The following is a 26470-nucleotide window of genomic DNA, read 5'->3' on the forward strand; positions in this document are numbered from 1 at the left end:
AAAATGTAGCATAAAGAGTATATAAATTTTGTCTCAAAAATAGTTGCAAGTTCAGCTTTACTTGTCTACCTACAAATGAATAAATATTAAAACATTTGTTGAAAGATCTGAAGATCTATAAATAATTTTTGAATTAATTATCCTATCCTGCAAGCTCCACAGCTCTACTCAAATCATTTACTACAGGATATAGATAATACTAAATGACATTTAATTTATATTTCAATGTAAAAAATCGTTTATGCGGTAATTTCCGTGTAAACAAAAATATATAATAACATCTTTTAAATAGGTTGTTCGCAAATTTGGATAATGTTTTGGAGATTTAATAAACATTTAAACTATATTTTATCACGACGATATCTAAAAGAGAATGCTATGAACACGCAGTATTTTATCTTTACTTAGGTGATGGAAGACTAGATGGTTACTTGTAAGTACCTACTAATTACTGACGGGTCCATTTCTTTTCAATTCTCTCTCGATTTCGTTGACTTCCGGCAGCGGCAAGTTATAACTGGTATTCATCGAGTGGATGATCCGCTCATCATTGATATCATATACTTTGTTAACGAAGAGGCTGTTACTTTCCGTCAGGAATTTCAGAAATTGTTTACAATAATTGTCTTTGCCTATCAGCGGTGGATTAAAAGTCGCTCTTTTGTCATCGTTCACAATAATATCATTGAAATCGGTATTCATTAAAACCGTCTGGAAGAACGATTCCGCTGGAAGCAGGGTGTGGAGATAATAGTCTTCAAAGTCCATTACCTTCTCATTGTTGATCAAGAAGGAACAGGTATCACGGGTAAAGATAAACCATTTGCCACCTATATAAGGAATAACATTCCTCATAAAGTCTCTCTTGTATATCAGTGAGGATATCTTGTGAGTGAGTTCCGTAAAATGATTCTGGATCCTCCGCAATGTGTCAGGCCTGTAAAATTTCTGATCGTAATAGAAAATGTAGTTTCTTCCTACATTGGCCGTCAGGAACTGCCTGATGATATCCTGGGATCGTAAGGGAAGGTCCTCTCCGCTGAGGTTGATCAGGTAATCCCAATCCTGACTGGCATTAAGTAAAAATTCCATGGCGTTGAGTTCCGCCTGTATCATGCTGAAGCCTCCTGACACGATGTTTGTGCTCTCTAGGATGTAGACATTCGGATATTGGATGACATAATTTTGGATGGCTTCTGTTATTTCGGAACTCGCCTTACGGTCAATATGGACCAGGTAGAATTGATCTCGGGTATAAATTTTTTCAATCAAGGTTTTAAAAGCCTCAGATCGCTGATGTACCATTATGAAATAAGCGATACGAACCTGTGTTGATGAATGCTCTTCAATAGTTTGAGGCAAGGTCAGTGGTATGGTTGATGGGGTCTGCATGTTTACGGAATTTTTGATCATCCGCACTGTGCAAATAATTCTTCTGTGTGCGTAATGTACGAATAAAATAATGATAATCAATTATTTATGTTTTTTATTTTTGACGAATATTAATTTACATTTGCAAAGTATTCATAAAGAAAGGTTCCTGCCTTCGCTTCACCGGTCCAATGATACCGATCGGTCTTGCTTCTACAGTTCCCCCGTTTATAGATCCGATTTTTTAATGATATTGAGAATCACCATTCCTTTGATCCTAAAAAATGAACAATATTGCCGGTATAGATGTTTAAATATCTTACACTTAGTATCAAAAGCCACGCAAAGCATGATTAGTCGAAGCGAAAGTTTCCCCTCTTATCAACATTTATAACAAAAATGAAATCTGTAAAGTGTACAGATCCCATTATATTAATTTTTAATTTTATTACAATGCAAAAAGGCACCGTAAAATTTTTCAACGAAGCGAAAGGCTTCGGTTTCATCGCACCATCAGAAGGTGGCGCAGATATCTTTGTACATACTTCAGGACTTGAGTCAAGAGGCATCCGTGAGAACGACGAGGTTATTTTCAACGTACAGAAGGGAGATAGAGGTTTAAGCGCTATCAACGTTAAACTGGCATAATCTGATCGATATAGTAACTTATTATATTAATTATATTACCGGCCTCCCGCATATTGCGAGAGGCTTTTTATCTTTTTACGGAAATCATACTGCTGCCATTGAACTATTAAATCAGAAAATATATGCGTATCATCAATAATTACGAAGAATATAAGTCATTGGAAGGCGTCATGGTAGGCAGTTCGTCCTGGCATACGATTGACCAAAAGCAGATCGATCTGTTTGCAGATGCCACCCTGGATCACCAGTGGATCCATGTGGATAACGACAGGGCATCTATTGAAAGTCCTTACGGATCAACCATAGCTCACGGATATCTTACGCTTGCCTTGATTCCTTATTTGTGGAAGCAGATTGCGTTAGTACAGAATGTAAGCCTCGAGATCAATTACGGGATCGAAGACCTGAGATTCGGTATGCCTGTAAAGGTCAACTCCGAAGTCTCTTTGCAGGCAACTGTAAGATCGGTGAATGACCTCCGGGGAATGGTCAAGGTTATTGTCGGTGCAAGACTCGTAATTAAAGATGAATCGAAACCTGCCTACACCGGCAATGTGGTGTTTCTTTATCAATTCAGGTAGAAACTCTCAGGTCTTCGTATTAGAACTCTTTAGATAAAGGCTTTATCAGAGTATTGATCATTTATCTTATTAGTATGATAGCGAACTGTAGTACTATACACATAATTAAATTGCATTCTTCTTTATGAATCAACATAAATATTTACGGTATTGGACGATTGTCGTGCCGGTTTTATCTTGGCTCTTCTACTTTGGGAGCTTCATTTTTTCATCAGGCTATTATTCGATCCTGCTAACGGCATTGTTACTGGGAAGCGTACTCACGGCAGTCTATCACTCCGAAGTACTTGCACATCGGCTCGGTGAACCGTTTGGTACTCTTCTTCTTGCGTTTGCTATTACGGTCATTGAGGTGGGACTGATCATTTCCATTATGCTGGGAGCAGAAGGACTGGAAACCATTACCCTGGCACGGGACACTGTTTTTGCGGCAGTAATGCTGATTCTCAATGGAATTATCGGGATCTGTATTGTTATTGGATCAATAAGATACAGGGAGCAGACCTTTACTCTGAAAGGTGTAAGCACGGCTCTGATCACTCTTACAGCGGTGGTCGTGTTCGTTCTGATTTTGCCTAATTATACAGTAAGTCATGGAGGAGGCGAGTATACCTCTTTTCAGCTTTTATTTATAGTATTGCTATGTTTAGCATTGTATCTCGGATTTACGATGGTGCAGACAATCAGGCATCGGAGCTTTTTTATATCGCCCAGTGACAAAGCAAAGGAAAAAACTGTGGAATATAAGGCTAAAATCAAAGTTTCCGGAAAGACGATGTACATCAGCAGTTTTATGTTGATCGTCAGCTTGGGGGTGGTTGTTCTGATGGCTAAGCTTCTCTCGAAGGATGTTGAATATCTGGTGGTGGCCGTTGGTGCTCCAAAATCCGCAGTTGGGGTTATTATTGCGGGAGTGGTGTTGCTCCCGGAAGCTCTTGCAGCAATCAGGGCAGCCAGAAATGACCGGATACAGACCTCGCTGAACCTGGCATTCGGTTCTGCTTTGGCGAGTATCGGACTGAGCATTCCCGCCATTGCGGTCATATCGGTAATCAGCGGGATCCGGATGACATTGGGAATCGATATCAAATCAACCGTTTTGCTGGGATTATCGTTATTCATCATCACGATTTCGCTGGCCACCGGAAAGACCAATATCATGCAGGGATTTGTGCTACTTGGAATATTTTTGATCTACCTTTTTGTTACAATCGTCCCGTAATTCTATGGTAAAAGCCAGTCGCCAAAAAAGATTCTTATGCTGCAAATCATAAAATGAAGAGGGGATAATGTCTACATTTATCAACAGTAAATATAATATTATGATTGACGAGAACTGCCTGCGATCGCACGGCGCCGTGCTCAGAACATTTAACAGAAATACCTTTCTTTTTAATAAAGGAAGTGAGTTGAAGTATCATTTCCAGATTGTCAGTGGTCTGGCCAAGTTTGTCAGGGAGGACCAGAAAGGTCATAGAATCACCTTTCAGATCTTAGGTAATGGTGATGCCAATTACCTCATATTGGCTGGATTACCGCTTCCTTTTGATATGGTGGCCATTACAGACTGCACGGTCCTGATGATGCCGAAAGATGACTTCTGTCGATGATAATGTCTGAGGAAGGAATGCTAAGACATATCATGAAGTATATTTCCGAGCTGATGTATATTCAAATGGAAAGAAATCGCAGAGAGTTTAATAAAAGCCCCTCGGACAGAATCACAGAGCTCTTTCAGTTTCTTAAATATGAAGAGACAGATCAGGAAATTTTTTCCTTTGAAATCAATTTGAATGTTCATGAAATCGCTGAGATATCCGGAATCAGTTTGGAAATATGCATTGACACTCTGAAAAAGATGAAGGAACATGGATCTGTTAAAATACTGAATGCTCGAATATTCTTCTGAGTAGGATGTAAAATTAATCTAATCTGACGACTGATTGTATTTAAAGATTAAGCAGGTCCTATGAAACTATGAACCCAAGCCAAAAGATCATCCAGATCAAAAGGTTTGGAAATATATGCATCAGGTTGACATTTCTTCTCAATTTCGAACGTTTTTGCATGTGCACTCATCATAAGGACAGGAGCCTCAATAGGATTACTTTTTAGAGTATTACACACATCGATGCCGGAGCCGTCAGGAAGCCTGACATCCAAAATAAAAAGATCTACCCTATCGGTTGAATACAATCTGTTGAAATCACTTATAGTTGCAGCTTCTATGATCTTGTAACCCTCAATACTGAAAAAGACATTCAGTAGGTCGCGGATGCTATCCTCATCTTCTAATATAAATATTGTTTTCATAATTTTGGAACATTACGCAACGGACTATTTATATGAGCCAGATAAAAATGGCATGCTGCGGGATAAGTTATACAAATACTATGCGACAAATATTTATTTTAAATATAATTTTAGTAACGGTGAAAATGAAAGGAATTTTACGTAGCGTTTTTAACGTCTTTGTTTAAAGATAATATTATTTAAGAATGGTAATGCTTACGTTAAAGTTAACAGATCTGTTGTGATGGATTACTCTAATTAACATCTATTGCCATCAAAGCATGATTACTGTTCATTCTGGCTAATTTTCTAACCATGTTAATATACCTGAAGCTTGAAATATAATCTTTCAGCAGCAATTCAAGATCAGAAAGTACCTTAAGTTTTAGGTATTTTTTTTAACGACATCCACTAGGTGATCAATGTCAAAAGGTTTTTCAATATAGTCATCAGCTTTGCATTGTTCTGCTTTTTTAGATAATTCGGTCGAGGTGGAAGTTAGTATGGCTGATAAGTCTTCGGTGGCAGGATCGGACTTTAGGTCTTGAATTACCTCAGTTCCTCTTTTATCTCCTTTGATAAACTCATCAACAATAACAACATTAGGATTGATATCGTCAATCTCCTCAATGGGATCGGTATTTAATGATGGTGTTACATCATATCCTTCATTACTCAAGATGTGATCCATAATTTCCAATATATGTTCATCATCCTGGATAAGCACCACTTTTTTCTCCATAAGTCACTAATTTTTATGTAAATGTATGAAAAAAAATAATCGAAATCAGCGTCCTTAAATATGTCCGTCACACTATAGAAGTGAAATGCCAGTATTAATTTATTAGGTTTATTTAACTACTTAATTAATTCAGTAATTTAATATTTATGTTGTCTTCAGGTTAGTTACCATGTAATGTTAAAATAACTGTTCAATCTTGGAATTTATGCACTATACTTACTGATGTAACTTGGATGCGCAAATATTTGCGATAAAAATGAGCTATATTCGTTAAACTAATCTTAATCACATCGTTTATATGAAAGTTATATAAGTAAAACAGGAGTTGCTAACTTTAATATAATAAACTTCTTATCCTTTTTTACTTGTAAAATCAAAAAAAAATGAACTAAAAATATACAAATGGAGTATTTTTAAGTAGTAACTTTGATAGTATGAATTTGGGAATCAGAATTTAAAATTAATTAGAAAGAGAAAAATTGCACTACTTGTCTTAAATGGCGCCGTTTGGCTGTTTGTGACTTTGACGAGCATATCTTCAAACACTTTATAGATGATTTGGTTCTATTAAGTCACAATTAAACAAGAATTCCAAAGCTCATCTTTATCAAGTATTTTTTATAGTTGAAGTTTCTGTTAAAATAGATACCTCTAATTAATCAAAACAAAGTCTTGCCATCAAATAACTGATGGTGGATTCTGCGCCTTGGTTTAGGTTTACGTTTTTTTCTTCGAGTCCGTCGTAACAGCCACCTGTAACAGGATTGTAAATGATTTGACTCAAATGATTTTTTCCTAAAAACCAATTGAAGGAATTCTGCATCATTTGCAGATACTTTTCATCCTTAAAGGTTTTATAAAATGCGGATAAAGCCAGAACGGTATAGGCAACATCAATAGGTTGCTCTCCACCAATGGGTGGTGGTACATTTTCAGTATTTTCTTTTTGCAGCCAGCCTTTATTGGAAATCACTTTTATGCTGTCATCAATCATAATTTTAGATATTAAAAACTGGAAAGACTCCTCAGCTATTTGCTTGTAAAGTTCATCCTTAGTAGAAATCCACGCACATAGTAAAGCTTCCGGCAATAGACTATTTCCGTAAGTCAGATAACTCTCAAACCAATGCCAATCATTATTTGCTTCGTGTTGATACATTTTTACTAAACGATTGGCTAATACTTTTAATAATGGAAGGTTTTTTTCTGAATTTTGATAACACAATCCTTTAATAATAAAAGCCATTGCTCTGGTTGAATGAATTTTTTCTGCCCAGACGAGATTTTTTTGAATAATCTTTTCTGCAGTTTCAGAAAATTCCTGTGGCAAAATTTCTTTTAATGAAATTAAAAAGCCTAAAGCCCAGATTGCTCTTCCGTTTGAGTCATCTAAGTTTGTTTCGTAATTCTGCTGTGTAAAGTGTTTTTGTTCATCAACGTAATTCAATAAACTTCCATCTTTTTGCTGACAAAATTTAATATAATTTAAATAAATTGAAATTAATTGCAGGTCTGATTTGTCTTTACTGATTTCAAAATGTCTGCACATACCGATCATTGCCCTCGCATTATCATCAAGTGTATAACCTGAATTGATATCCGGTTTGCTGATCTTTGAAAACTGAATGATTCCGAAATCTGTTGTCATATTTTGAATATGCCCAAGATTGATCTCTGGTAGAGTATAGCTGAGTTCTGTTTTATTATTTCCAAATTCCTGAAATAACAAAGCGTGTAAAATAGATGAATTTTCCCAAGCTGTCGGAGCCATTTTTTCCAGTGATTTTAAACGTAACTTCTCCCGTTTGCTTTCATTTTCTAATAATGTGTTTACTGCAACAGCTAATTGTCCGGGAGCCTCAAAATCAATGATGATTCCGATATCTTCCTTCAAAACTTCTAATGCGTGTGGAATTGGAGTAGAAACAATGGCACATCCGCTGCTGATTGCATAGGAAAATGTACCGCTTACTGCCTGGTTTCTGTCTTTTGAAGTGAAAAGATAAACATCGGTAAGCTGAAGATACTCTAGTAATTCCTGAAGTGGAAGATAATCATTGATAAAGCGGATGTGGTTTTCTAAATGTAGTTTACAGGTAAGATCTTCCAAAAATTCACGATATATCTCTCCTTCGTTTCTTACTATTGCAGGATGTGTTTTACCAAGAATCAAAAAAATAATATCAGGATTTTTAGCGATGATTTCTGGTAAGGCTTTCAGCGTGGTTTCAATATTTTTTCCGGAACCTAATAAGCCAAATGTTGAAAGAACTTTTTTGTTTTTAAGATTATATTTTTCTTTCAGTGCTATTTTGTCAGTGAAAGGGAGAAGATGTGTTCCGTGAGGTATTATCCTAATTTTATCGGAACTAATTCCATATTCATTAGAAAGAATGTCAGCAGAAATACTAGTCATTACAACAAGAGATTTTGCAAAATCGGCGATTTTTTTCACCTTTTCCTTTAGCTCTTTATCCGGTTTTGGCAAAACAGTGTGAAAAGTGATGATAACATCTTTTTTTAAGTTCTCGAGAAAAAGAAACAACCCATTTCGGGGTTCATTAAAAAAACCGAATTCGTGCTCAAGCATCACCAAATCAACTTTATCGTTTTTATTGATCTTTGCAGCCAATTCCAAATAAGAAATAGCATCTGAGATATTTAATTTATACTCGGTATATTCTTGATATTCATAATTTTCCTCTTCTGTTTCCATCGGACAAATGATTGATTTGAAAGATTCTCCGAACTTTGCCTGAAGAGATTTTATGAGATCTTGGGTATAAGTGGCGATTCCGCACACCTTTGGAGGAAAAGTACTTACAAAGACAATCTCTTTTTTATCATAGGTTTTGTGTTTTATGCCATTATAAGATTGTCTAATTGCTTTATCCTCCACGTCTGAATTAATATTTTTATTCATTTTTAATTTCTTCTTTAACCATATTCTGCCTAATCATCTTTATACAGCGTACATCATTAACTCTTTCAATAGTTTTGAAATATTGAGTGATGCAACAGCTATTCTTTCGTCTGCAGCTCCATAATAGATATACAGTCTATCATTTTCTACAATGGTTCCTGTCGGGAAACATACATTGTTAACCTCACCCTTCAGTTCCCATTCTTCTTCGGGTTTGAAAAGCGGATAAGGAAGTCGGGAAATTTCTTTTTCTGGATTTTCAAGGTCCAATAAAGCTGCACAGGCGTTGTAAACATAACCATTAACGGTATCATAAACACCGTGATAAATCATTAACCAGCCGTATTCTGTTTCTATTGGCGGACATCCACCTCCGATATAACTTGATTCGTGATCATATTTCGGAGATAAAAGAATGTAGTCTTTAAAATGTGAAAAGTAATCCTGCCAGAAATCAGAATTCAGATCTTCTATATTTTTCATGCTGACAATCTGAATGTCAGGTCTTATTCTGTGAAGGAAATAAAATTTATCGTTTATTTTTCTTGGGAAGAAAATCAGATTTTTATCCCACAAAAAAACAGGGTCGCTGTCAGGATGATTGATTTGAAATTCGTTGTATCTTCTATATTTATCCGGGATTAAACCCTCTGATTCCGATAAAAGCTTAAACTCTTCATAAGAAATTTTAGGAACAATTATTCCTTCATTTTTCCAGGATTTGAGATCTTTTGAGATCTTTAAGGTTCCTAAAGCATTAATGCCGTCATAACTGGTGTAAGTAAGATAAAATAAATCATCTATTTTTACAATTCGAGGATCTTCTACACCGTGTTTTTCGTATTCAGATTCAGGAATAATGATGGGTGAATCTGACCGTTTTTCTACCGTAAGCGGATCTAATAATATACAATGACCGACAGTTGAAAAATTACCTTTAGCAACAGCGCGGTAAAATAAATGTATTTTGCCATTTTCCTTAATAACAGCAGGATTCAGAACTCCTTCGTTTTCAAAATTTAAGTCGGTTTTTCGGAGTATAATTCCTTCTTTTTTTATTTCTACCATTTAGGTTGTTGCGTTGCGACTTTCATTTTCTTTATCTTTCCTTTTGTTTTGTTTGTCTTCCCGCTTCTCTTTTAGTGATTTGGCAGCAGGTGTTTTATCTGTTTTTTTCTTTGTATCCTTTTCTTTTGCCATTTTAAAATATTTTTATTGTATGTAAAGGTCATCTATTAATAAAAGAAAGGTTTGTAATAGTCTTTCAATTTGTTACATAAATCATAGGTATTAAAATTTAAAGGACTAACTTTGAAAGGGTGGCTGTCAACATATGGATTGACAAACTCGAAATACGGTAAGGATTATGAAGTTATATATAAAATATATGGTAAGCCTGCGCTGCAAAATGGTGGTTCATCAGGAGCTTGAAAAACTGAATATCAGAAATGCCGTAGTAGATTTAGGACTTGTAGAAATATTGGATGATATTATGGATGAACATCGACAATTGTTAAAAGAAAATCTCCTCAAAACCGGACTTGAGTTATTGGATGATAAAAAAAGCATTCTGATCGAAAAAATAAAAAATGCAGTTACAGAAATGATCCATTATTCCGAATCTCTTCCTAAAGAAAATTTCTCAGATTACATCAGTGAAAAGCTTGGCTACGATTACACTTACCTTGCCAATACATTTTCTGAAGTGAAAGGAATGACTTTACAGCATTTTATCATTATCAATAAAGTGGAAAGGGTAAAAGAGCTCCTTTTGTATGATGAACTCAATCTTACTGAAATCTCTTATAAACTCAATTATAGCAGTGTTGCGCATCTTTCCAACCAGTTTAAAAAAATAACAGGACTTTCTCCTTCTTTCTACAAGCAACTGAAGCAAAAACGGTTGAAAAATTTAGAAGACTTATAAAAAAGTGTGATATATGTAAATTTATTATTGAAATGTGTAGCGAGATAAGATTAAAATAAATCACCTTTGGATTGTAATAATTCTGTTACACAAAAATTCGAATTATGAATACAAATCACAATAAAGCTCATGAGACATTTAAAATTACAGGAGATTGGAAAGAACAATCAAAACAGTTAAAAGAAAAGTTTTCACAACTTAAAGATTCAGATTTGGTGCTTGAAAAAGGAAAAGAAAATGAATTGTTAGGAAGATTACAAAATAAACTAAGCAAAAGCCGTGAAGAGGTTATTAAGATTCTTAGTAACATTCAACTTTCATAATGAGCTTATTATAATTCCGGTAAACAGCTTAATATGTTTAAAGGGGTTTTTAATACAAAGGGGACGGGTACTTTTAGTCCCTGTCCTTTTTTATTCTAATATTATTATGTTTCGTTTAAATAGAAAGATATGAAATCAACTGATAATTTGCAGAATCTTACCGGACAGATCTTCAATGTAACGGCTAAAATCCAGTCTTTATATCCCGAATTGTATTTTCTACTAAATGAGACTCCATTATTTATGTCACGAACGAGAAAAATATTACAATGAAAGACTTTAAGCAATATCTTTCCTCTATTAGAATGCAGCTCATTACTTTCGAAAAAGTAAAAAGTAAAAAGTAAAAAAATGAAAACAATTAGATTATATAAATTTAAAAACTCTGTCACGCAGAAAATGCCTCTTCTGAAAGAAAAAAGTCTGCTTAGTTCACTTAATGATTTGATGGCAATTGATCTTCTGGATACAGAAATATTAACGGAATATACAATTGATGTTCCAAACGATTTTAATTTTGAATATCATAGCAATGAAGAATTGTTGGAATTATGCAAGGCTTCTAAAAGTTTTATTGATTATCATTTTGTAACAACTTTGAACGACTATGATGTTATCTGACTTTACCAACCAAAGTTCAATTCCCATATTGGCTTGGGTAGCCTATTTGCTACATTATTCACTAATGGGGTATTTATATTCTTTAATCCTTACATTTTTGCTTATAGGAGCTGTTTTAGCGGCGATTTATCATTCGGAAACCATTGCTTATCGGGTAAGTGAAGTTTCTCTTGAAACAATCAGCCTTGCAAGAGATATGGTTTTCGCAGCTATAATGATTATTCTTACAGGGATTATAGGTGCTTGTAATGCCGTTGGATCAATCCGTTTTATAAACAACAGATTTTATTTAGCAGGATGTAAGTACCGCAATGATACACTGTTGTGATTGTTGCATTTATACTTATTCTTCCAATTTACACGACAAGTCACAGTGAAAGAGAATATACGTCTCCACCACTGAACTGCTCTGTAACACAAGTAGATTCCGCTAAGAATATCAGTTATTAACTTTTAGTTTCAGATTAATTTTTTTCTTGGCAACCCAATCTCATATTCCAAAGGATAAGGATCACGTGATGTTTGCTTACATCTTCACGAAGACCCTGTTCCGTCTCTTTAGATTTTCCTTGTCCATCGAATACCGGGGATCAGCAATAAGTGGCATTTTGGCCATTCTTGTAATGGTCACCGTTGGAAAATGATAATACACTTCAACGGTTCCTAATAAAAGATAAATACTACCTTCCTTAAAATGAAACTTTTTCAGACTGTCTGGAAAATGTGCGGTGTCAAAATACTGTCCCTCAGCATCAATCTATGTCCCAAAATACATATCGTCTCGATGTCCATATTTATTTTTAATAGGAACTTACTTTCTCGAGATCAGTAAGGCTAGCATTTCTTGCGGTGTTTCAAAAGCGTTAACTATAACATTTACTCTGTGTTTCGTTTTCAATAAATCAAAAATCGAATAAGACACAGGAAAGCCCAATATTTCAATTTCATCGAATGCATCTTCAAAAGGATTTCTCTCAATGACAGGTAACTCGTAATCTTTCTGAAGTTCGTCAAATAAAGAAATGATTTTCGTTTTGTATTGACAACAGGAATCTTGCTTCGATCAGTAATTCGTATTTCTGTTTGCCCGTAAACCTAAAAGCCCCGACAAAAATAAGTGTCTGTAAAGTTTAAATACCGATGTTGACTCTTTTGACAAAATCTTCTAATGACTTGTAATCACCGTGTTCTTTTCGTTCCTGAGAATAAACATTTTAACTGCGGCTTCCAGTTTCTCAATATGGATAAAGCCTAAATAAACATCTGTTCCATATACGGTTGTCTGGAATTCGCTGAGATTAACACAAGGATTATGAATTTTAGCACCAGCCATTTTGGCTTCATGGACATAGACCTCCGTTCTGTAAAAGCCACCGCCATTATTAATGGCCGAGACCATAAACCCAATAGGTAGTACGCTTTTAAATAAAGACTCTGATAGCTTTCCACTGCATAAGAAGGAGAATGGGCTTTACAAAAAAGAATAGCTGGCGAAAGATTCGATCTGTCGATAGACCTCCCGAGTGAGGTTCTATCCGTATGACATCATATGACTTCTGATGATATTAGATAGTGTTTTAAGTTTTTGATAATCAGAAATTTACATGTCATTGAAAAAATAATGGATTAATAATCAATTTAGTCTTTTATCATTCAAATATCATCGATGTGGGGAAATGGTGGGGAATTAAAAATTATGATATTTTTAAATTTCCATAAAAAAATTTGCTATGTAAAATATTTATTTTGTAACTTTGCAGAGCAAATCTAAAGCACAAATTGTGCTTTGGATTTTTTTGTTCTATAATTTAGAATCTATAGAGTTTTATTCTTTATGAATAAACGCCAACCTGTCAGACCATCTGATAAGGTGGCTCAATGATTCGGCTAACAAGCAAGGCTGTAAAAGGCTAAACAAAGGTGCAGATTTCATTTTCTGTAAAGTTTTCATAAGAAAATTTGAATTTACACCTGCTTTTTTATTGAACAAATAAAAAAAGAAGTATTAATTTAAATTTATTAAAAAAATGAAAACAAAGTTTTTTCTACAAAACCCTAAAGATGGGAGCAACACAATTTACTTAAGAGTAAGAATTGGTAGAGCTATTGATTTAACAATGGCTACAAAAGAAACTGTTAATCTTGAAGATTGGGACTCCATAAACGAATGTTTGTTGGAGCAGTATTATGAATACAAAAATGGTAAACAAATTACTAAAAGAGATGCGGAAACAAAACATCAAAGTAGTGAAAACAAGATTGTAAATTATCGGCTTTTAAATTTGAAGCGAGAAATAGAAGAATCTTATAAATCGACTCATCAGAAAATTGATAAAGAATGGTTAAAAAACATCATTTATCCACAAACAAAAGAAGATTCAAAAGATATTTCTTTCATTGATTATTGTAATAAGTTTTTGGAATCAAAAGGAACAACAATCAGTAATGATTATGTAACAAAGGTAAATTGCATAAAAAAAATTATTGAAAGATATATACATAATAGAAAACTTAAACATTTGCTATTGATTGACATTGATAATGATTTTAAAAATGACTTTGAGAGATTTTGTACTGATGTAGAAAAGTATTCAATAAACTATTTTGAAAGAAATTTCAAATTCATCAAGACCATCCTATATCATGCGCAAGGAAATGGTTATCCAATTTATTCAGGTTTAAACAGAATTAGATGCAAAACCGAAAAAACAATGTTTGTATTTCTAACTACTGAGGAATTGGATTTAATTGAAAAATCAAATTTTTCAGATGAACATTTGGAGACAGCAAAAGATTGGTTATTAATTTCTTGTTTTAGTGGACAAAGGATTTCTGATTTTATGAGATTTGACACCTCAATGATTACTGAAAAAGTCATAAGAGGTAGAAACAGATATTTTATTGAATTTACTCAAGAAAAAACGAACAAGCAAATTTCATTAGTCTTGGATGAAAGAATTATAAAAATTCTTAAAAAGAGAAATTGGAGTTTTCCTCGAAAAATGTCAGAACAAAGATACAATGAACATATAAAAAAGATATGCGAATATGTTGGCATTGATGAAATTGTAGAAGGGACATTAGCAGTTAAGGATGAATCAGATTCCATAAAGACAAGAAAGAAAAATAATCGTAGAAAGATTAAGGGTTACTATCCTAAGTGGCAGTTAGTCAGTTCTCACATTGGCAGAAGGTCATTTGCATCTAATAATTTTGGGAAAATACCAACTCCACTTTTAATGGTGGCAACTGGACATTCCACTCCAACTATGTTGATGAAATATATTGGTAAGATAGATGAACAGCAATCTTTAGCATTAGCTGAATATTTATAAATAACAACAAATAATTAAAATTTATTAAAATGAAAAAAATAATATCAGATGTATTATCTAACATAAAACAAGTTGTTAGAGAAGTGATTAGAGAAGAATCAACAAGATTTGCAAAATGGTTTAAGGACATGTTAGCAGATGAAGATAAATATCTTTCAAGAAATGAAACAGCAGAATATCTTGGAATGAGTTTAAGCACATTAGGTAGACATACTAAAAGCGGTTTAATTAAAGCTCATGGTATTGGAGACAGAGTTTTCTATAAATTATCTGACATTCATTCAGCTATGAAACCAATTAATTAAATATCAACCACAACTAAGAATCTTTAGAAGTGCCTATAATTTAGGTAACGGCAACCGACCTCATCGGAACGGTGCTACACGGAAGTAATTCCAGATTCGGGACATATTTGTTCAAATAATCACACTCAAAGTATTTGTACTTCTGAGGGTTCTTAGTTTTTAAAAATTATTAAAATGAATTTATTTAAAAATATAAAGAATCCAGAAGTCTTAAAAGAAATTGATGTTTATGATTTCCTTGATAGAGTTGCAAATCCTGATGAAGAAGTAAAGCAAAAAATATTAGAAGCGAGAAAAGTTTATTATAGAGATAAAAACAGATATGATATAATAAAAGGACAGCTCCCTTGCTTTACTTTGAACTTTAATTTTAATGAATCAAAAAGAAATTCAAATCTAAAATCATCAACAGGTTTTATATATATTGATATTGATGGAACAACCGAAATCAATTTAGAAAATAATTATATTTATGCTTCGTGGTTATCATTATCAGAAACAGGAAGAGGAGTTTTAATTAAAGTTCAAGGATTAACTTTAGAAAATTTTAAAGATACTTATACTAAAATTTCAGAACTATTAAATGTAAAATCAGATAGCGGAGCAAGTAAGGCTACGCAATATTGTATAAACAGTTATGATGAAAACATATATTTTAATGAAGACTCTGAAACTTTCGTTTGTGAAGAAATAATTTATAAAACTAAAAAATCCCCCAAAACAAAAATAACTTTAAAAAAAGAAGGAGATAATAATGAATTGGGGGAAAAATATTTAAGATTCAATAATATTGATGAATATGATTTTAATGGAGAAGAATATATTGTATTTTATGATGAAAAAGAATTTATTTCAGAAGTTGTTATACCTAGAGCCATATCACATGGTGCAAGAAATCATCATATTAATGCAATTGCTTACCAAATAAAGGCACTACAGCCAGATATTTCCTACAATAATCTCTTACATTTTATGCTTTTAATAAATAAGAGACGTTGTTACCCTCATTTGCAAGAGAACGAAATAATAAAAATTGTTAAAAGCATTGACAAATTAGAAAATGTATCTCCAATGTTAAATAAAGAAAGAAGAGTTTTATTTAACCCCATATTTAAATTAGACAGAAAACAAAAATCAAAAGTAACCAATGAAATCACGGGTAAGATTAGAAAAGAAAAAACAAAAATGAAAATGAAGAAATCAATAGATAGCTGGGAATTTCAAACATTAGGAAAAATAACACAAGTAAAATTAGCAAATCAAACAGGGTTAAATATTAAAACTATTGAGAAATACTATAAAGAGTTTAAACTTGAAATAAAGAAAAAAAATCAAGCAGAAATCCACCCATATCCCATCGAGGCTTGGACTAGTATATGATTGTAAACTTTGTCACTAACTGAAGAGAAATCTGTACGGTTATAAGATTCTGGTAAAAGGGAATCCAAAACCATTTCAATAGCACTTTTTACTTTGATTTGGCTTTGAGTATCTCTAAACCAATCCTGAATTAAAACTACAGGTTTTTCTTCTTTTAATCTCATCAAAAGATTTTTAGCAGCAAGTTTTACTTGTTGCTTTTCTTTTTTTGTTAGTGTGTCTTTTAATATTAAATCAAATATTTCTTGTTCAGCCTCTGTTAACCCTTCTCTTTTTGCTCTTAACCCTTCCTGATTTAATTCTCCAGCAATCTCCAAAAGCTCAGAATAATAATCTTCTGTTAATCTACCCCCTGAATTATATCTATCAACAATTGCCTGAAATTTTTCTAAAAATGAAATTCTTGTTGTATTTTCAGAAAGCATTTGCAAGAGTTTACTCTCCAAAAAAGCTTTAAGATCGCTTATTTCAATGTTTTTATACTTTTTTGTTGCAAACTCTTCTCTTAATTTATCAAAGTTTAAGGTTGCAAGATTTAATTCCTTTTTATATCCTTGAATAGATGACTTGTAATTAAAATTTTGAGATAAATTTTCTTTTGCTTCATCTGTAGCTAATACACTCTGGTCAAGTAGTTCTGTAATTCTATTTTCAGCATTAGCAATATTTGCTTCACCAATATGAGAATCACAAACCCCTCGTAAATAATGAATTACTTCAACAATTTTATATCTATCTTTGAATTGTAAAATATTAGGTCTGCAAGCTTCATATAAACCATATGCAGTATTGTCATATACATTAAATTCTTTTCTTAAATTATCATTTCCTAATAAAATATCTGCATAGGAATTGAACAATTCAAGTTTTGAGAAAGTCTCTTCACTCTGAACAATTTCATTTAGATTAATACCTAAATTATTACAAAAACTAATACAAGTTTCAATTGTTTCATTGAGCAAAACATATAGCTGTGCGAAATCTTGTACAGGGTCTTCATCTTCAGGATTTTGTTTAGTATCTGCTTCTTCTCCGTTTCCGTAATCGGCTAACGCTTTTTTGATGTTTCTAAAAACATTGTAGTAGTCAATTATTAGTCCGTTTTTCTTCTCAACTCCATTTATAGGTGAAGCAACCCTATTCGCTCTTGCTATAGTTTGCATTAGAGTATGATTTTGCATTGGTTTATCAAGATACAATGTTGAAACCGTTGGAGCATCAAATCCTGTTAACCACATCGCACAAACAAAAACCAATTGCAAAGGATGATTTTCATCTTTAAAATTATCTTCAATACTTTCTTGATTCTTATCCAAAGAATTAAGTTTTTTCCTGTGGTATTGGATATTTAAACCTCTAGCTTCAAATAATTCATTCTCATTAGCATCTTCACTAATTACAACAGCCATTTCCAGTTTATTGAGATAATGGATAATACTTTTTAGTTCTTCTTTTATTTTTGCAGAATCAACTTCTTTAAGTTCTTTTCTAAGTTGTTTTAATTGCTCTTTAACGTACTTGTTAACTTTGTCATACATGTTGACTGCTGTAAACTTATCAACACAAATAACCATTCCTTTTCCTAAATAACCTCTTCTTGGAAAATGATAAGCTATATCTTTAGCAATTGTTTCTAATCGGTCATCACGTTTAATAACCTCCAATTCTTTGGAAAATTTATTTTCAAGTTTTTGCTGTTGTTGCTCATCTAAATTTTCCTCTTCAAGAATAGTTGCTAATTCTTCATTTAAATCATCATTTGCAATCAGAACTTCTGGAAGGCGTTTGTCATAAAACAAAGGAACAGTTGCACCATCATCAATCGCTTGAGCAAAATTATATTCAGATATATAATCACCAAACCAAGCATTTGTTTTCTTTTCCTTACCTAAAAGAGGTGTACCAGTAAAGGCGATAAATTGTGCATTTGGCAAACCAACACGCATGTTTTCTGCTAAAGAAGCATATTGTGTTCGGTGAGCTTCATCTACAATTACAATGATGTCATCTCTTTCAGAAATAATAGGATATTGTTTTCCTTTGTCAAATCTGAATTTATGGATTACGGTGAAAATGTATTTTTTATTGGTTTTTAAGAGTTCTCGTAACTCTTCACTGTTATTCGGCAGTACAGTATCAGCTTCTTTACTCGCTCCCATATTTACAAAGTTTCTGTAAATTTGGGTATCTAAATCAGTTCGGTCTGTAATGACTAAGAAAGTGTAATCACCTTCAAATTTTCTAAAAACCTTTCTTGTAAAGAAAACCATAGAATATGATTTTCCACTACCTTGAGTGTGCCAGAAAACCCCTAATTTTCCGTGTTTTTCTTCTCGATGAGAGAATGACTCAATTGCTTTATTAACTCCAATAAACTGGTGGTTTTTAGCACATATTTTATAATCTGAATTATAAAACATAATGAAGTTTTCAATATAATCTAAAAGTTTATCCCTCTGAAATAAACCTTCAACAATATATTTTAAACTGATTCCCTTTTTAGCAATACTTTCTCTGTCAGGTCTTTCTTTCTCATCTTCTATTCTTAACCAACTTGCAAAGTGCTCCCAGGGAGCTGTGAACGAACCAATACGAGTTTCTTTAGCATTGGATAAAACTGCAATGGCGTTATACCAGAAAAGCTGAGGCAACTCGTTTTTATAATTAGTTAAATTGTCTAAATAAGCATTCTCAACTGATACATTGCTGTTTTTAAGTTCTATGAGAACTAGAGGCAATCCATTGATATAAAGTATAAGATCAGGTCTTCTAAATCCTAAATCTCCTTTTATCCAAAGCTGTGTAACTACCAAAAAGTCATTTTGGTCAGTATTGTTAAAGTCAATAACTTTTAGTTTTTCTCTAACTTCTTTTCCGTCACTATCATCATACCTTACTGATATTCCACTTTTAAGCATATTGTAAACCTCAATGTTGGCTTTTATCGAGCTCATTGCTCTTTTTCCAGTAGTAAGTTTATCAATAGCTTGGTGTATTGCTATTAAAGGGACATAAGAATTGAGTTGAATTAGCTTTTCCTTTAGAATATCTTTAAAAACTACTTCACTTTTATCTAAACGATTAGAGCCGTCTTGCAAATTAGTAGCATCAGCTGTATAACAGTTCAAAAATCTCCATTTATCACTTTGTTTTTGGAGTTCTCGAACAACTGCAATCTCTATGTCGTCTTCAGATAAAAAGTTTCTCATAGTTTAGTTGGTTAATAGTTTCTTATCCCAATTTTTGGAAAGTATGAACTGAATACATTCTTCAGTTTCCTCTTTCGTAAATTTATGCCATTTTGTTGGGAAATCAGCCTTCTCTGTTTTCCATTCTTTAAAAGCATTTCTGATAGCATCTAAGTCTAAACTTTGTATATCTGCAATAGCTTTGCAAGTCGTGTTTAGAAGTTCAATTTTTCTGCTTCTTTCTTTGGTTGGATAATGAGAGTAAATTTCCAAAAGCTCATCCATTGCCTTTTCTAAATTTTCAATATTAGGAGTATAGTATTTTTTATCTAAAATTTTTGCTTTATTTTCTCCCAATGCTAAAACTTCAAAACTGGTGTTTCCTATTTTTTCTTTTACAAAAAACTGGTCTTTACCTAAAAGCATTTTTCTGATAGCTCCATCATAAGTTCCGTAATGCCAATTTTGCCAATTAAATCCTGTGTTTACACCATATAATATTTCAGCTAAGTAGATGTTTTTAGCCAAAACCATTTCTCCAGAAGGCATTTTCTTTTCATGTTGCTTCTTAATGATATAAGCAATAATCTGCTTCTGTTTAAAAGGCGTAATACTTCCTTTAATTCGCTGTTCTTCTTTTGACTTTATTTGCAATTGACCACTTATTAAACGTGGCAATAATAGGTCTCTGGTTTTAGTTAAATTATTTATTTGGGTATACAAATTGTCAATTTCTGATATTAGAGGTGAAATTAATTTTTCAAATTCTTTTGCTAATTCAATATTTGGAAGTATTATGGTTTGATTCAAAACTACTGCTGGATTTAAATGTAATACATTTGCACCATTTGCAAATTGTTTAAAATAATGACCTATACCTGAATATCTAAACAAAGAATAAAAAAATAAGTAGGGATATTTTTTGGGTACAAGTCTAATCAAATCCATTGAGATAATGAATTTAGAGACATTTATGTTTGGAACTAATGCAACTCTTCCAACTAAATCACGACTTTGGGTCATATCAGTTACAGCCATTACTATATCACCTGAATAAGCTAAGTTTGTTTTTGAATATTTTCCTTCAAAAAATTTAAATCCATCTCTTCTAAATCCACCATCTCTACGAATGTTCTTTAAATTAATTAGTGGTAATTCACTCCAATCTTTGAGTTGACTACTGCTATATGATTTACCTCTATATACATCAATATACTTCTCCAATTTATTTGCTTCCCAACCCTCGGGAATTCCTTTTATAAACTTAGTATTTTGATAATTAGGAAAACGCATTCTTACAAACCATTCTTTATAGATTTGCTCAGCCATTTGCTCTAGTATGATAATACGTTTTTTGTTGTTTTCTATTAACTGGTCATAGTTAGAAAGTAAATTAGCAATTTCGTTTTGGATTCCTATTTCAGGTAAAGGAATATAATAATTTGAAATATCATTTTTTGTTAAAGCTTCCCTAGTAGCACCTGTTTCAGCAAGATTTAATAATCCTTGTTTATAAGATGAAGAATTTAAAATATACAGAACATATTCTGGATTAGCTTTTTTTTCATCTACTCTTATAATTGAAACGTGTTGATTAACTCTTGCAGGCAATACCTCTTTAGGAACAATACAACATCTTCCAACTGAAGCTCCTGTAATATTTAACAAAATGTCGTTTTTCTGAACAATAACGTTTTTAAGTTTTTGAGCTTGCTGTTCATCAATGAACGCAAGGTTTTCTTTTTTAAAATTAAAATCATGTACGTTGAGACTTCTTATCAACGAAATACCTGATTCTTTATAATTATCTTGTCCTCCTTTTGGGGTAGAACCGCTTCCAATTTTAGTTGAAATTTCTGCAAGCCTATAATATTTCACATTATTTTTCATGGTTTAAACAATGTTTCAATATTATTGTTAATTGAACTAGAAAGTAAGTTAGCTTCTTTCGACAATTCAACAAACACTTGGTTACTATTTTTTAGTGTAATTTCAAACTCATCTTCAGTCATTCCATCTTCTTCAATTACAACACCTACATAACGACCAGAATTAAGTGAAAAATCTTGTTCTTCAACTTCTGCATAGTTTGCTACTTTACACAAGCCAATTACATCTTCATATTTTCCTTCAGGAAAACGTTCTTGTAACCATTGTATCTGTTTTAGATAGTAAATTGAAGATTTACCCTCTGTTTCATCTGTATAAATAGCTTCTCTATTAATTTGAGGATTGGTAAATTCAATAAATGCATCTAAATGAGTTTTTACATTTTTGATATTTGGAAGGTCTTTCCAGAGTTTATCGGTTTTATCCTTAAGCTCTTTTTCAGCAAATTTGTAAGCTTTTTCTATGGTTCTAAAAGCTTTTTCAAATTCTTTTTTGGTATGTTTCTTTTCATCCTCAAAAGCTGTTAAATCTTCAGCAATATGCAATTGGCTTTCATTGGTTGCATCCGCTTGTTTCAAAAATGATTTGAGGCTAGTTTCAGCTTGTTTAAAACTTTCCTCATACTTAGCATTATCATCAAGTTCAGCATTCAGAAGTTCTTCAAAGTTTTCTGTTTTAATTTTCTCTTTTTGGACTTTAGTAAATTCAGATTTCTTAAACCAATTGGTAAATGCAATCTTAAATTCATTAAATGTTTTAAAAAAAGTCTGATAGCTTCTTAAACAATCAGGAAAACCATCAGAAATATTGTGCAAATATTTGTCAACAAGCTCTAAGTAGTCATTTTCTTTACCATTGTACAAATGGGTAATTATACCTAGATTCCATATTTGCTCCTGAGTGAATTCTCTATGGGCACGGTCTATTTGGTAATAGATATTTCTTGCATCAATGAAGAGGATTTTAATATTTTCTTTTTCGCTTTCAAATTCTTCTTCAGTAATTTCTTGGCTTTTATCAAAAAACCATAGTGAAGCAGGCAATGTTACTGTACTAAAAAGATTAGAGGTTAAAGTCACCATTTGAGAAATTAAACCTGCTTTTATCAATTTTTCTCTTATGTCCTTTTCTGAATTTCTAGCATCTGATGCTGAATTTGGCATTACTAATGCAGCTCTTCCATTTGGTTTTAGAGATGTTGCAAAAAGATTAATCCACATATAATTGGCATTAGGAACAAGCGTGACTTCTCCTTCTTTTTTAGATGTAGATTTTGTTTTATTTTGAGGGATTCCATAAGTCTTAAAACGGATATCTTCTTTCACCCTATCGTAGTTCACATCCTTAACATTAAAAGGAGGGTTCGCCATAACAAAATCAAATTTTCCAAATGAATTATGAGGGTCTTCATAGTAGGCATTTGCTTGTTTTATATCTCCTCTTAAGCCATTTACTACAATGTTCATTTTAGCTAAATTTACTGTAGCTAATGTTTTTTCTGAACCATAAACAAAAAGGTCTTTTTCATCATTGTTATTAAGCTCCTGTTTTCTTTGGTCTATGAAATTAGAACATTGTACAAACATACCACCAGAACCACATGCAGGGTCAAATACTGTTCCTTGAAATGGTTCAATTACCTCAACCATATATTTAACTACCGATGTGGGAGTATAGAATTCGCCACCTCCCTGTCCTTCAGATAAGGCAAATTTTCCAAGGAAAAATTCATATATCTTACCAAAAATATCTCCTGTAGCATTTTCAGGTATATCAGAGAAATTTTTCAGCAAGGTTTTTAAAAGAGAATTATCAATTCTTGCTAAAGCAAAATATTCATCTTTCGGAAGTACATCTTTAAGTTCAGGCTTATAGCTTTCAATTGCATCCATAGCATCTTTAATAGCTTTCGCAATATCTGCTTCTTCAGGAAGATTTAAAAGGTAGTTATATCTCGCTTTTTCAGGTAAATAAAACCCACATTTTTCAATAGCAATTTCATAAACATGTCTTTGTCTTCTACTATTTTTTTGAGCCTCTATTTCAAAGAGTATTTCACTTTCAACAACTTTATATTTATTATCTGCAAACTTTAGAAAAATTAACCCTAAAAGTGGCGTGTCTATTTCATTAAGCTTCAAATCTGAATCAGAACGCATTTTAGTTGCTGCACTCCAAAGGTCATTCTTTAGCTTATTTAATTCTTTATTAGTCATTTGTAAATTACTACCTACATTAAAAATTGAGAAGCAATTTATAGTTTTTTTGGGACATTTTTGATAATGTTAAAGTGGCAATATAAAAATATTTAAATAATTATATCTAAGGTAAGCCTATAAATAAATATGTGTTAAAATATAAATTGTATTAAATAATAAAAAATATATTTATTTAAAAACAATTTTTAAATTTGTGAAAATAAAATAGAGAAAATTATAGAAGTATAATTTTTTAAATAATAAAAAGCGTTAGCTTTTATTCTGTAAACAGAAATCTGACAGTTTCAATACAGCACAGAATAAACAGTTGATGCTCACGCTTGCGTGGGCTATTCTTGTTTGTGCTGTATGGTTTTGTCAGAACCTCTGTTTGCAAATTAAGTTTAGTCCCACGTTTTTTCTATTTAATAACCTTTCACTTTGGGGCTGAGTGATTAAAAAAATCAATAAATCATGAAAATTTTCAGGTTTTTAATCTTTGTTCCAGCCTTCTATCTAATTGTTATTCTTTCAAGAATACTTGAAAACTTTTTGCTTCGTATAGTTAATAATTTTTATTCTGTAGAAAACCCTATATGGCTACATTTTATGATTCTCTGTGTATTGTTGATGTTTGCTATTACTGTATCATTAACAATATTCCCAAATGAAGATAAAAAAATAGGTTTCATTATACTTTCAACAGTTGTTTTAGTATCAACAACCTACTTTTCATATCTTATTTTTAAAGAAAATTCTAATAAGAGTTTGAGAATATCTGCTTTAATAGATATTTCCGCGCATTTAATGGCTTTCGTTTCTTATTTTATTGCTTTTAGGAAAACAAGTTTTACAGATTAAACTGCTATTTCGAATACTTGAAGGAAGATTTAGAGAGGCGCTATCATTTTTCCCATTTTAACTCCATTATGGTACTTACCTGTCAAAATAAAAATATAATGCATAAAATCTTAACCCTGCATGGGTACGTGTACCAATATTTTTCAAGTATTCAACTATCATTATTTGAATCACATTAATAAATTCGTTAGAACTAAAAACCATACTTCTAACTTCGCATTTTATTTATCTATGAAATTGAAAATATTTTGATGACGGGATTTAATTTCGGATATTTAAGTTAGATAAAAAACCGAAAGTGTGGAGAATATATTAAAAGGAATTAACACCCTTATTTTTTGTGATGAAACAAAGTTTTATAAAAACAATGGGGATATAGAAGACGAGATTTATTATTTTGGTGTAGTTTGTAAAAAAGAACAAGTTCCTGAAATTAATAAACAATTAAATATACTGTACAAAAATCACAGATTACAAACTAAAGTTTTTCATGCCACGACAGTATTTCGGGAAAATAAACCACGAAAATTATTAATTCGGGATTTAACTGACTTAATCATAAATAATAAACTTTATTGCTTCTGTTATAAATATTTGCAGTCCAGTCTCTTTGAAGCAACAAAAATTCTTAGTAAATTCAATAATGATGTTTTGAACTTTGATAAGGTAGAGTTCCAAGCAGTTTTTTATTATATCACAACGTTAAACACATACTTAAGGGACTTTGCTCCAGAACTATTTGAAAAAGAAATAACTTTGTATTTTGACAGAAATGTTTACGGGAAAAATGACATTGAAACGTTAAGCTTTCCTAAATTAGATTATGTGCTCAAACAAATGACTTTTTGTGAGAAATCAAAAATAAGTTTATTAGCACTTCCTGATTTTTTTGGTTACATTTTTAGAAAATCAAAAATATCAAATAACAAAGTTCAAGGTGGAAATAAGCTATTAGAAAAGTCAACTTTAACAATTTCTTGTTATGAAAACCTAATTAAAATTTCAGAGGCTGGACTTTTTAAGTTTATTGATATAAAAGAAGAAACGATATTAGAAGCTTTAAATGTAATTGCAAGCAAAAACATCTTTAAAAACAATGTTTAAGTTTTATTCTATTCCAGATTTAAATGTACTTAATAGCGTTTTGGGGAAAACTCCTTCAATAAGATTTTCATCTGCATATAATTTAAATGACCCTTTTGAACTTAAATTCAATTTGATTATAAATCCTAATGAAAAAGGGCATAAAGACGAATTTTTTAAAACGCATCCAGACGGTACATTGCAAGAATTTAGTGAATGGTGTCAAAATGTCAAAACCAAAGAAGCTTTTGTTTGGTATATTGAACAAGAACAAAGAAATTCCTTAACTAAGGTCATAACTTTATCCTCTTTCACTGAAGATAATAAAAGTAATTTAATGTGGTCACATTATGCAAATAATCATAGTGGAATCTGCATTCAATATTCTAGTGTCCTTTTTTTCTACTTAGAAACTGTTAAAAAGTTCTTACTTGCATCAAAAGTTAAGTACTCGAAGTATCCTCCCAAAATTAATATGTTAGAGGACATCTATTCAAAGACATCTAAAATGTTATTCAATAAACAAATTGAGTGGAAATATGAAAAAGAATATCGTGTAGCGTTATTTAGTGATTATGAAACTGATTACATTGAAATAGGAAGTGAATTAATCAAGGCTGTTTATATAGGAGCTAGAGCTAGTAAAGAAGTTGTTGACAATGTTATAGAAATTACTAAGCATACTAATATTGAGGTTTATTTTGGAATTACAATGGGTAATAATTATGAAGTACAATTTAAAAAATATAAAGAAGGTACAATTTACATGAGAAGTTTTTGGTAATAAAATATTGTTTTACAT

The 26470-nt window shown here is 32.0% G+C and carries 25 protein-coding genes and 1 riboswitch; of the genes, 15 read left to right on the top strand and 10 right to left on the bottom strand.

Annotated elements, in window-relative coordinates; translation table 11 throughout:
• Window positions 1-444: 444 nt before the first annotated feature.
• Entirely contained in the window at window positions 445-1413 is a 969-nt protein-coding gene (locus RTX21_RS00005; RefSeq protein WP_312764454.1) for a beta-1,6-N-acetylglucosaminyltransferase, read from the bottom strand.
• Window positions 1414-1824: 411 nt separating this feature from the next.
• On the opposite strand from RTX21_RS00005, the gene RTX21_RS00010 reads away from it, so the two are divergent.
• The 4 genes from RTX21_RS00010 to RTX21_RS00025 all read left to right on the top strand — a co-directional run bounded on the left by RTX21_RS00010 (window position 1825) and on the right by RTX21_RS00025 (window position 4210).
• Window positions 1825-2019 (top strand): cold-shock protein, encoded by a 195-nt coding sequence (locus RTX21_RS00010; RefSeq protein ID WP_312764455.1) that lies wholly within the window; start codon window positions 1825-1827, stop codon window positions 2017-2019.
• 170 nt (window positions 2020-2189) lie between these two features.
• Window positions 2190-2600 (top strand): MaoC family dehydratase, encoded by a 411-nt coding sequence (locus RTX21_RS00015; RefSeq protein ID WP_312765434.1) that lies wholly within the window; start codon window positions 2190-2192, stop codon window positions 2598-2600.
• Window positions 2601-2724: 124 nt separating this feature from the next.
• Window positions 2725-3822 carry an ionic transporter y4hA gene (locus RTX21_RS00020; protein ID WP_312764457.1) on the top strand — a complete coding sequence of 366 codons (1098 nt, stop codon included), beginning with the start codon at window positions 2725-2727 and terminating at the stop codon, window positions 3820-3822.
• 136 nt (window positions 3823-3958) lie between these two features.
• Window positions 3959-4210 carry a cyclic nucleotide-binding domain-containing protein gene (locus RTX21_RS00025; RefSeq protein WP_312764459.1) on the top strand — a complete coding sequence of 84 codons (252 nt, stop codon included), beginning with the start codon at window positions 3959-3961 and terminating at the stop codon, window positions 4208-4210.
• Window positions 4211-4556: 346 nt separating this feature from the next.
• Here RTX21_RS00025 and RTX21_RS00030 read toward each other — a convergent pair whose 3' ends face one another.
• From RTX21_RS00030 to RTX21_RS00050, 5 genes are all read right to left on the bottom strand, one after another.
• Entirely contained in the window at window positions 4557-4913 is a 357-nt protein-coding gene (locus tag RTX21_RS00030) for a response regulator (RefSeq protein WP_312764461.1), read from the bottom strand.
• 364 nt (window positions 4914-5277) lie between these two features.
• Window positions 5278-5634 carry a response regulator gene (locus tag RTX21_RS00035; protein ID WP_312764463.1) on the bottom strand — a complete coding sequence of 119 codons (357 nt, stop codon included), beginning with the start codon at window positions 5632-5634 and terminating at the stop codon, window positions 5278-5280.
• A 655-nt stretch (window positions 5635-6289) separates the two neighbouring features.
• Window positions 6290-8557 carry a glycosyltransferase gene (locus RTX21_RS00040; protein WP_312764465.1) on the bottom strand — a complete coding sequence of 756 codons (2268 nt, stop codon included), beginning with the start codon at window positions 8555-8557 and terminating at the stop codon, window positions 6290-6292.
• A 39-nt stretch (window positions 8558-8596) separates the two neighbouring features.
• Window positions 8597-9625, bottom strand: a complete 1029-nt coding sequence (locus RTX21_RS00045) for a pesticidal protein Cry7Aa (protein WP_312764467.1) — start codon at window positions 9623-9625, stop codon at window positions 8597-8599.
• A complete protein-coding gene (locus tag RTX21_RS00050; RefSeq protein WP_262494428.1) occupies window positions 9626-9757 on the bottom strand; it encodes a hypothetical protein in 132 nt (43 codons plus the stop codon).
• Between the two features lie 166 nt (window positions 9758-9923).
• Between RTX21_RS00050 and RTX21_RS00055 the strand changes: the two genes are divergently transcribed.
• From RTX21_RS00055 to RTX21_RS00075, 5 genes are all read left to right on the top strand, one after another.
• Window positions 9924-10484, top strand: a complete 561-nt coding sequence (locus RTX21_RS00055) for an AraC family transcriptional regulator (protein WP_221408296.1) — start codon at window positions 9924-9926, stop codon at window positions 10482-10484.
• Between the two features lie 104 nt (window positions 10485-10588).
• A complete protein-coding gene (locus RTX21_RS00060) occupies window positions 10589-10807 on the top strand; it encodes a hypothetical protein (protein WP_312764470.1) in 219 nt (72 codons plus the stop codon).
• 129 nt (window positions 10808-10936) lie between these two features.
• A complete protein-coding gene (locus tag RTX21_RS00065) occupies window positions 10937-11080 on the top strand; it encodes a hypothetical protein (RefSeq protein ID WP_312764471.1) in 144 nt (47 codons plus the stop codon).
• A 78-nt stretch (window positions 11081-11158) separates the two neighbouring features.
• A complete protein-coding gene (locus RTX21_RS00070) occupies window positions 11159-11428 on the top strand; it encodes a heme oxygenase (RefSeq protein WP_312764473.1) in 270 nt (89 codons plus the stop codon).
• Window positions 11415-11756 (top strand): hypothetical protein, encoded by a 342-nt coding sequence (locus tag RTX21_RS00075; RefSeq protein ID WP_312764474.1) that lies wholly within the window; start codon window positions 11415-11417, stop codon window positions 11754-11756. Before RTX21_RS00070 ends, RTX21_RS00075 begins: the two co-directional genes overlap by 14 nt.
• Before the next feature lie 837 nt (window positions 11757-12593).
• Here the strand turns inward: RTX21_RS00075 and RTX21_RS00080 are convergent.
• Window positions 12594-12827 carry a hypothetical protein gene (locus tag RTX21_RS00080; protein WP_312764475.1) on the bottom strand — a complete coding sequence of 78 codons (234 nt, stop codon included), beginning with the start codon at window positions 12825-12827 and terminating at the stop codon, window positions 12594-12596.
• A gap of 407 nt (window positions 12828-13234) precedes the next feature.
• A riboswitch (SAM-I-IV-variant riboswitch) is annotated at window positions 13235-13342 on the top strand.
• A 113-nt stretch (window positions 13343-13455) separates the two neighbouring features.
• Here RTX21_RS00080 and RTX21_RS00085 point away from each other — a divergent pair.
• From RTX21_RS00085 to RTX21_RS00095, 3 genes are all read left to right on the top strand, one after another.
• Complete coding sequence (locus RTX21_RS00085; protein WP_312764477.1) at window positions 13456-14763, top strand: phage integrase SAM-like domain-containing protein; 1308 nt, start codon at window positions 13456-13458, stop codon at window positions 14761-14763.
• Window positions 14764-14792: 29 nt separating this feature from the next.
• Complete coding sequence (locus tag RTX21_RS00090; RefSeq protein ID WP_312764479.1) at window positions 14793-15068, top strand: helix-turn-helix domain-containing protein; 276 nt, start codon at window positions 14793-14795, stop codon at window positions 15066-15068.
• A gap of 174 nt (window positions 15069-15242) precedes the next feature.
• On the top strand, window positions 15243-16448 hold the full coding sequence (locus RTX21_RS00095; protein ID WP_312764480.1) for a BT4734/BF3469 family protein: 1206 nt from the start codon (window positions 15243-15245) through the stop codon (window positions 16446-16448).
• Here RTX21_RS00095 and RTX21_RS00100 read toward each other — a convergent pair.
• The 3 genes from RTX21_RS00100 to RTX21_RS00110 are packed head-to-tail and all read right to left on the bottom strand — an operon-like array spanning window position 16400 to window position 23742.
• Complete coding sequence (locus RTX21_RS00100) at window positions 16400-19657, bottom strand: type I restriction endonuclease subunit R (protein WP_312764481.1); 3258 nt, start codon at window positions 19655-19657, stop codon at window positions 16400-16402. The two genes, RTX21_RS00095 and RTX21_RS00100, sit on opposite strands and share 49 nt — an antisense overlap.
• Window positions 19658-19660: 3 nt before the next feature.
• A complete protein-coding gene (locus RTX21_RS00105) occupies window positions 19661-21526 on the bottom strand; it encodes a restriction endonuclease subunit S (protein WP_312764482.1) in 1866 nt (621 codons plus the stop codon).
• A complete protein-coding gene (locus RTX21_RS00110) occupies window positions 21523-23742 on the bottom strand; it encodes an N-6 DNA methylase (RefSeq protein ID WP_312764484.1) in 2220 nt (739 codons plus the stop codon). Before RTX21_RS00110 ends, RTX21_RS00105 begins: the two co-directional genes overlap by 4 nt.
• 456 nt (window positions 23743-24198) lie before the next feature.
• Between RTX21_RS00110 and RTX21_RS00115 the strand changes: the two genes are divergently transcribed.
• The 3 genes from RTX21_RS00115 to RTX21_RS00125 all read left to right on the top strand — a co-directional run bounded on the left by RTX21_RS00115 (window position 24199) and on the right by RTX21_RS00125 (window position 26452).
• The gene (locus RTX21_RS00115; RefSeq protein WP_312764486.1) at window positions 24199-24585 is read left to right on the top strand and encodes a hypothetical protein; all 387 of its coding nucleotides are present in this window, start codon (window positions 24199-24201) and stop codon (window positions 24583-24585) included.
• 300 nt (window positions 24586-24885) lie between these two features.
• Window positions 24886-25689, top strand: coding sequence for a hypothetical protein (locus RTX21_RS00120; RefSeq protein WP_312764487.1), 804 nt, complete (start codon window positions 24886-24888; stop codon window positions 25687-25689).
• Window positions 25682-26452 (top strand): DUF2971 domain-containing protein, encoded by a 771-nt coding sequence (locus tag RTX21_RS00125; protein WP_312764489.1) that lies wholly within the window; start codon window positions 25682-25684, stop codon window positions 26450-26452. The genes RTX21_RS00120 and RTX21_RS00125 overlap by 8 nt, the downstream gene beginning before the upstream one ends.
• Window positions 26453-26470: the final 18 nt, after the last annotated feature.

This window comes from Epilithonimonas sp., from assembly GCF_032054305.1.
Taxonomy (GTDB): Bacteria; Bacteroidota; Bacteroidia; order Flavobacteriales; family Weeksellaceae; genus Epilithonimonas.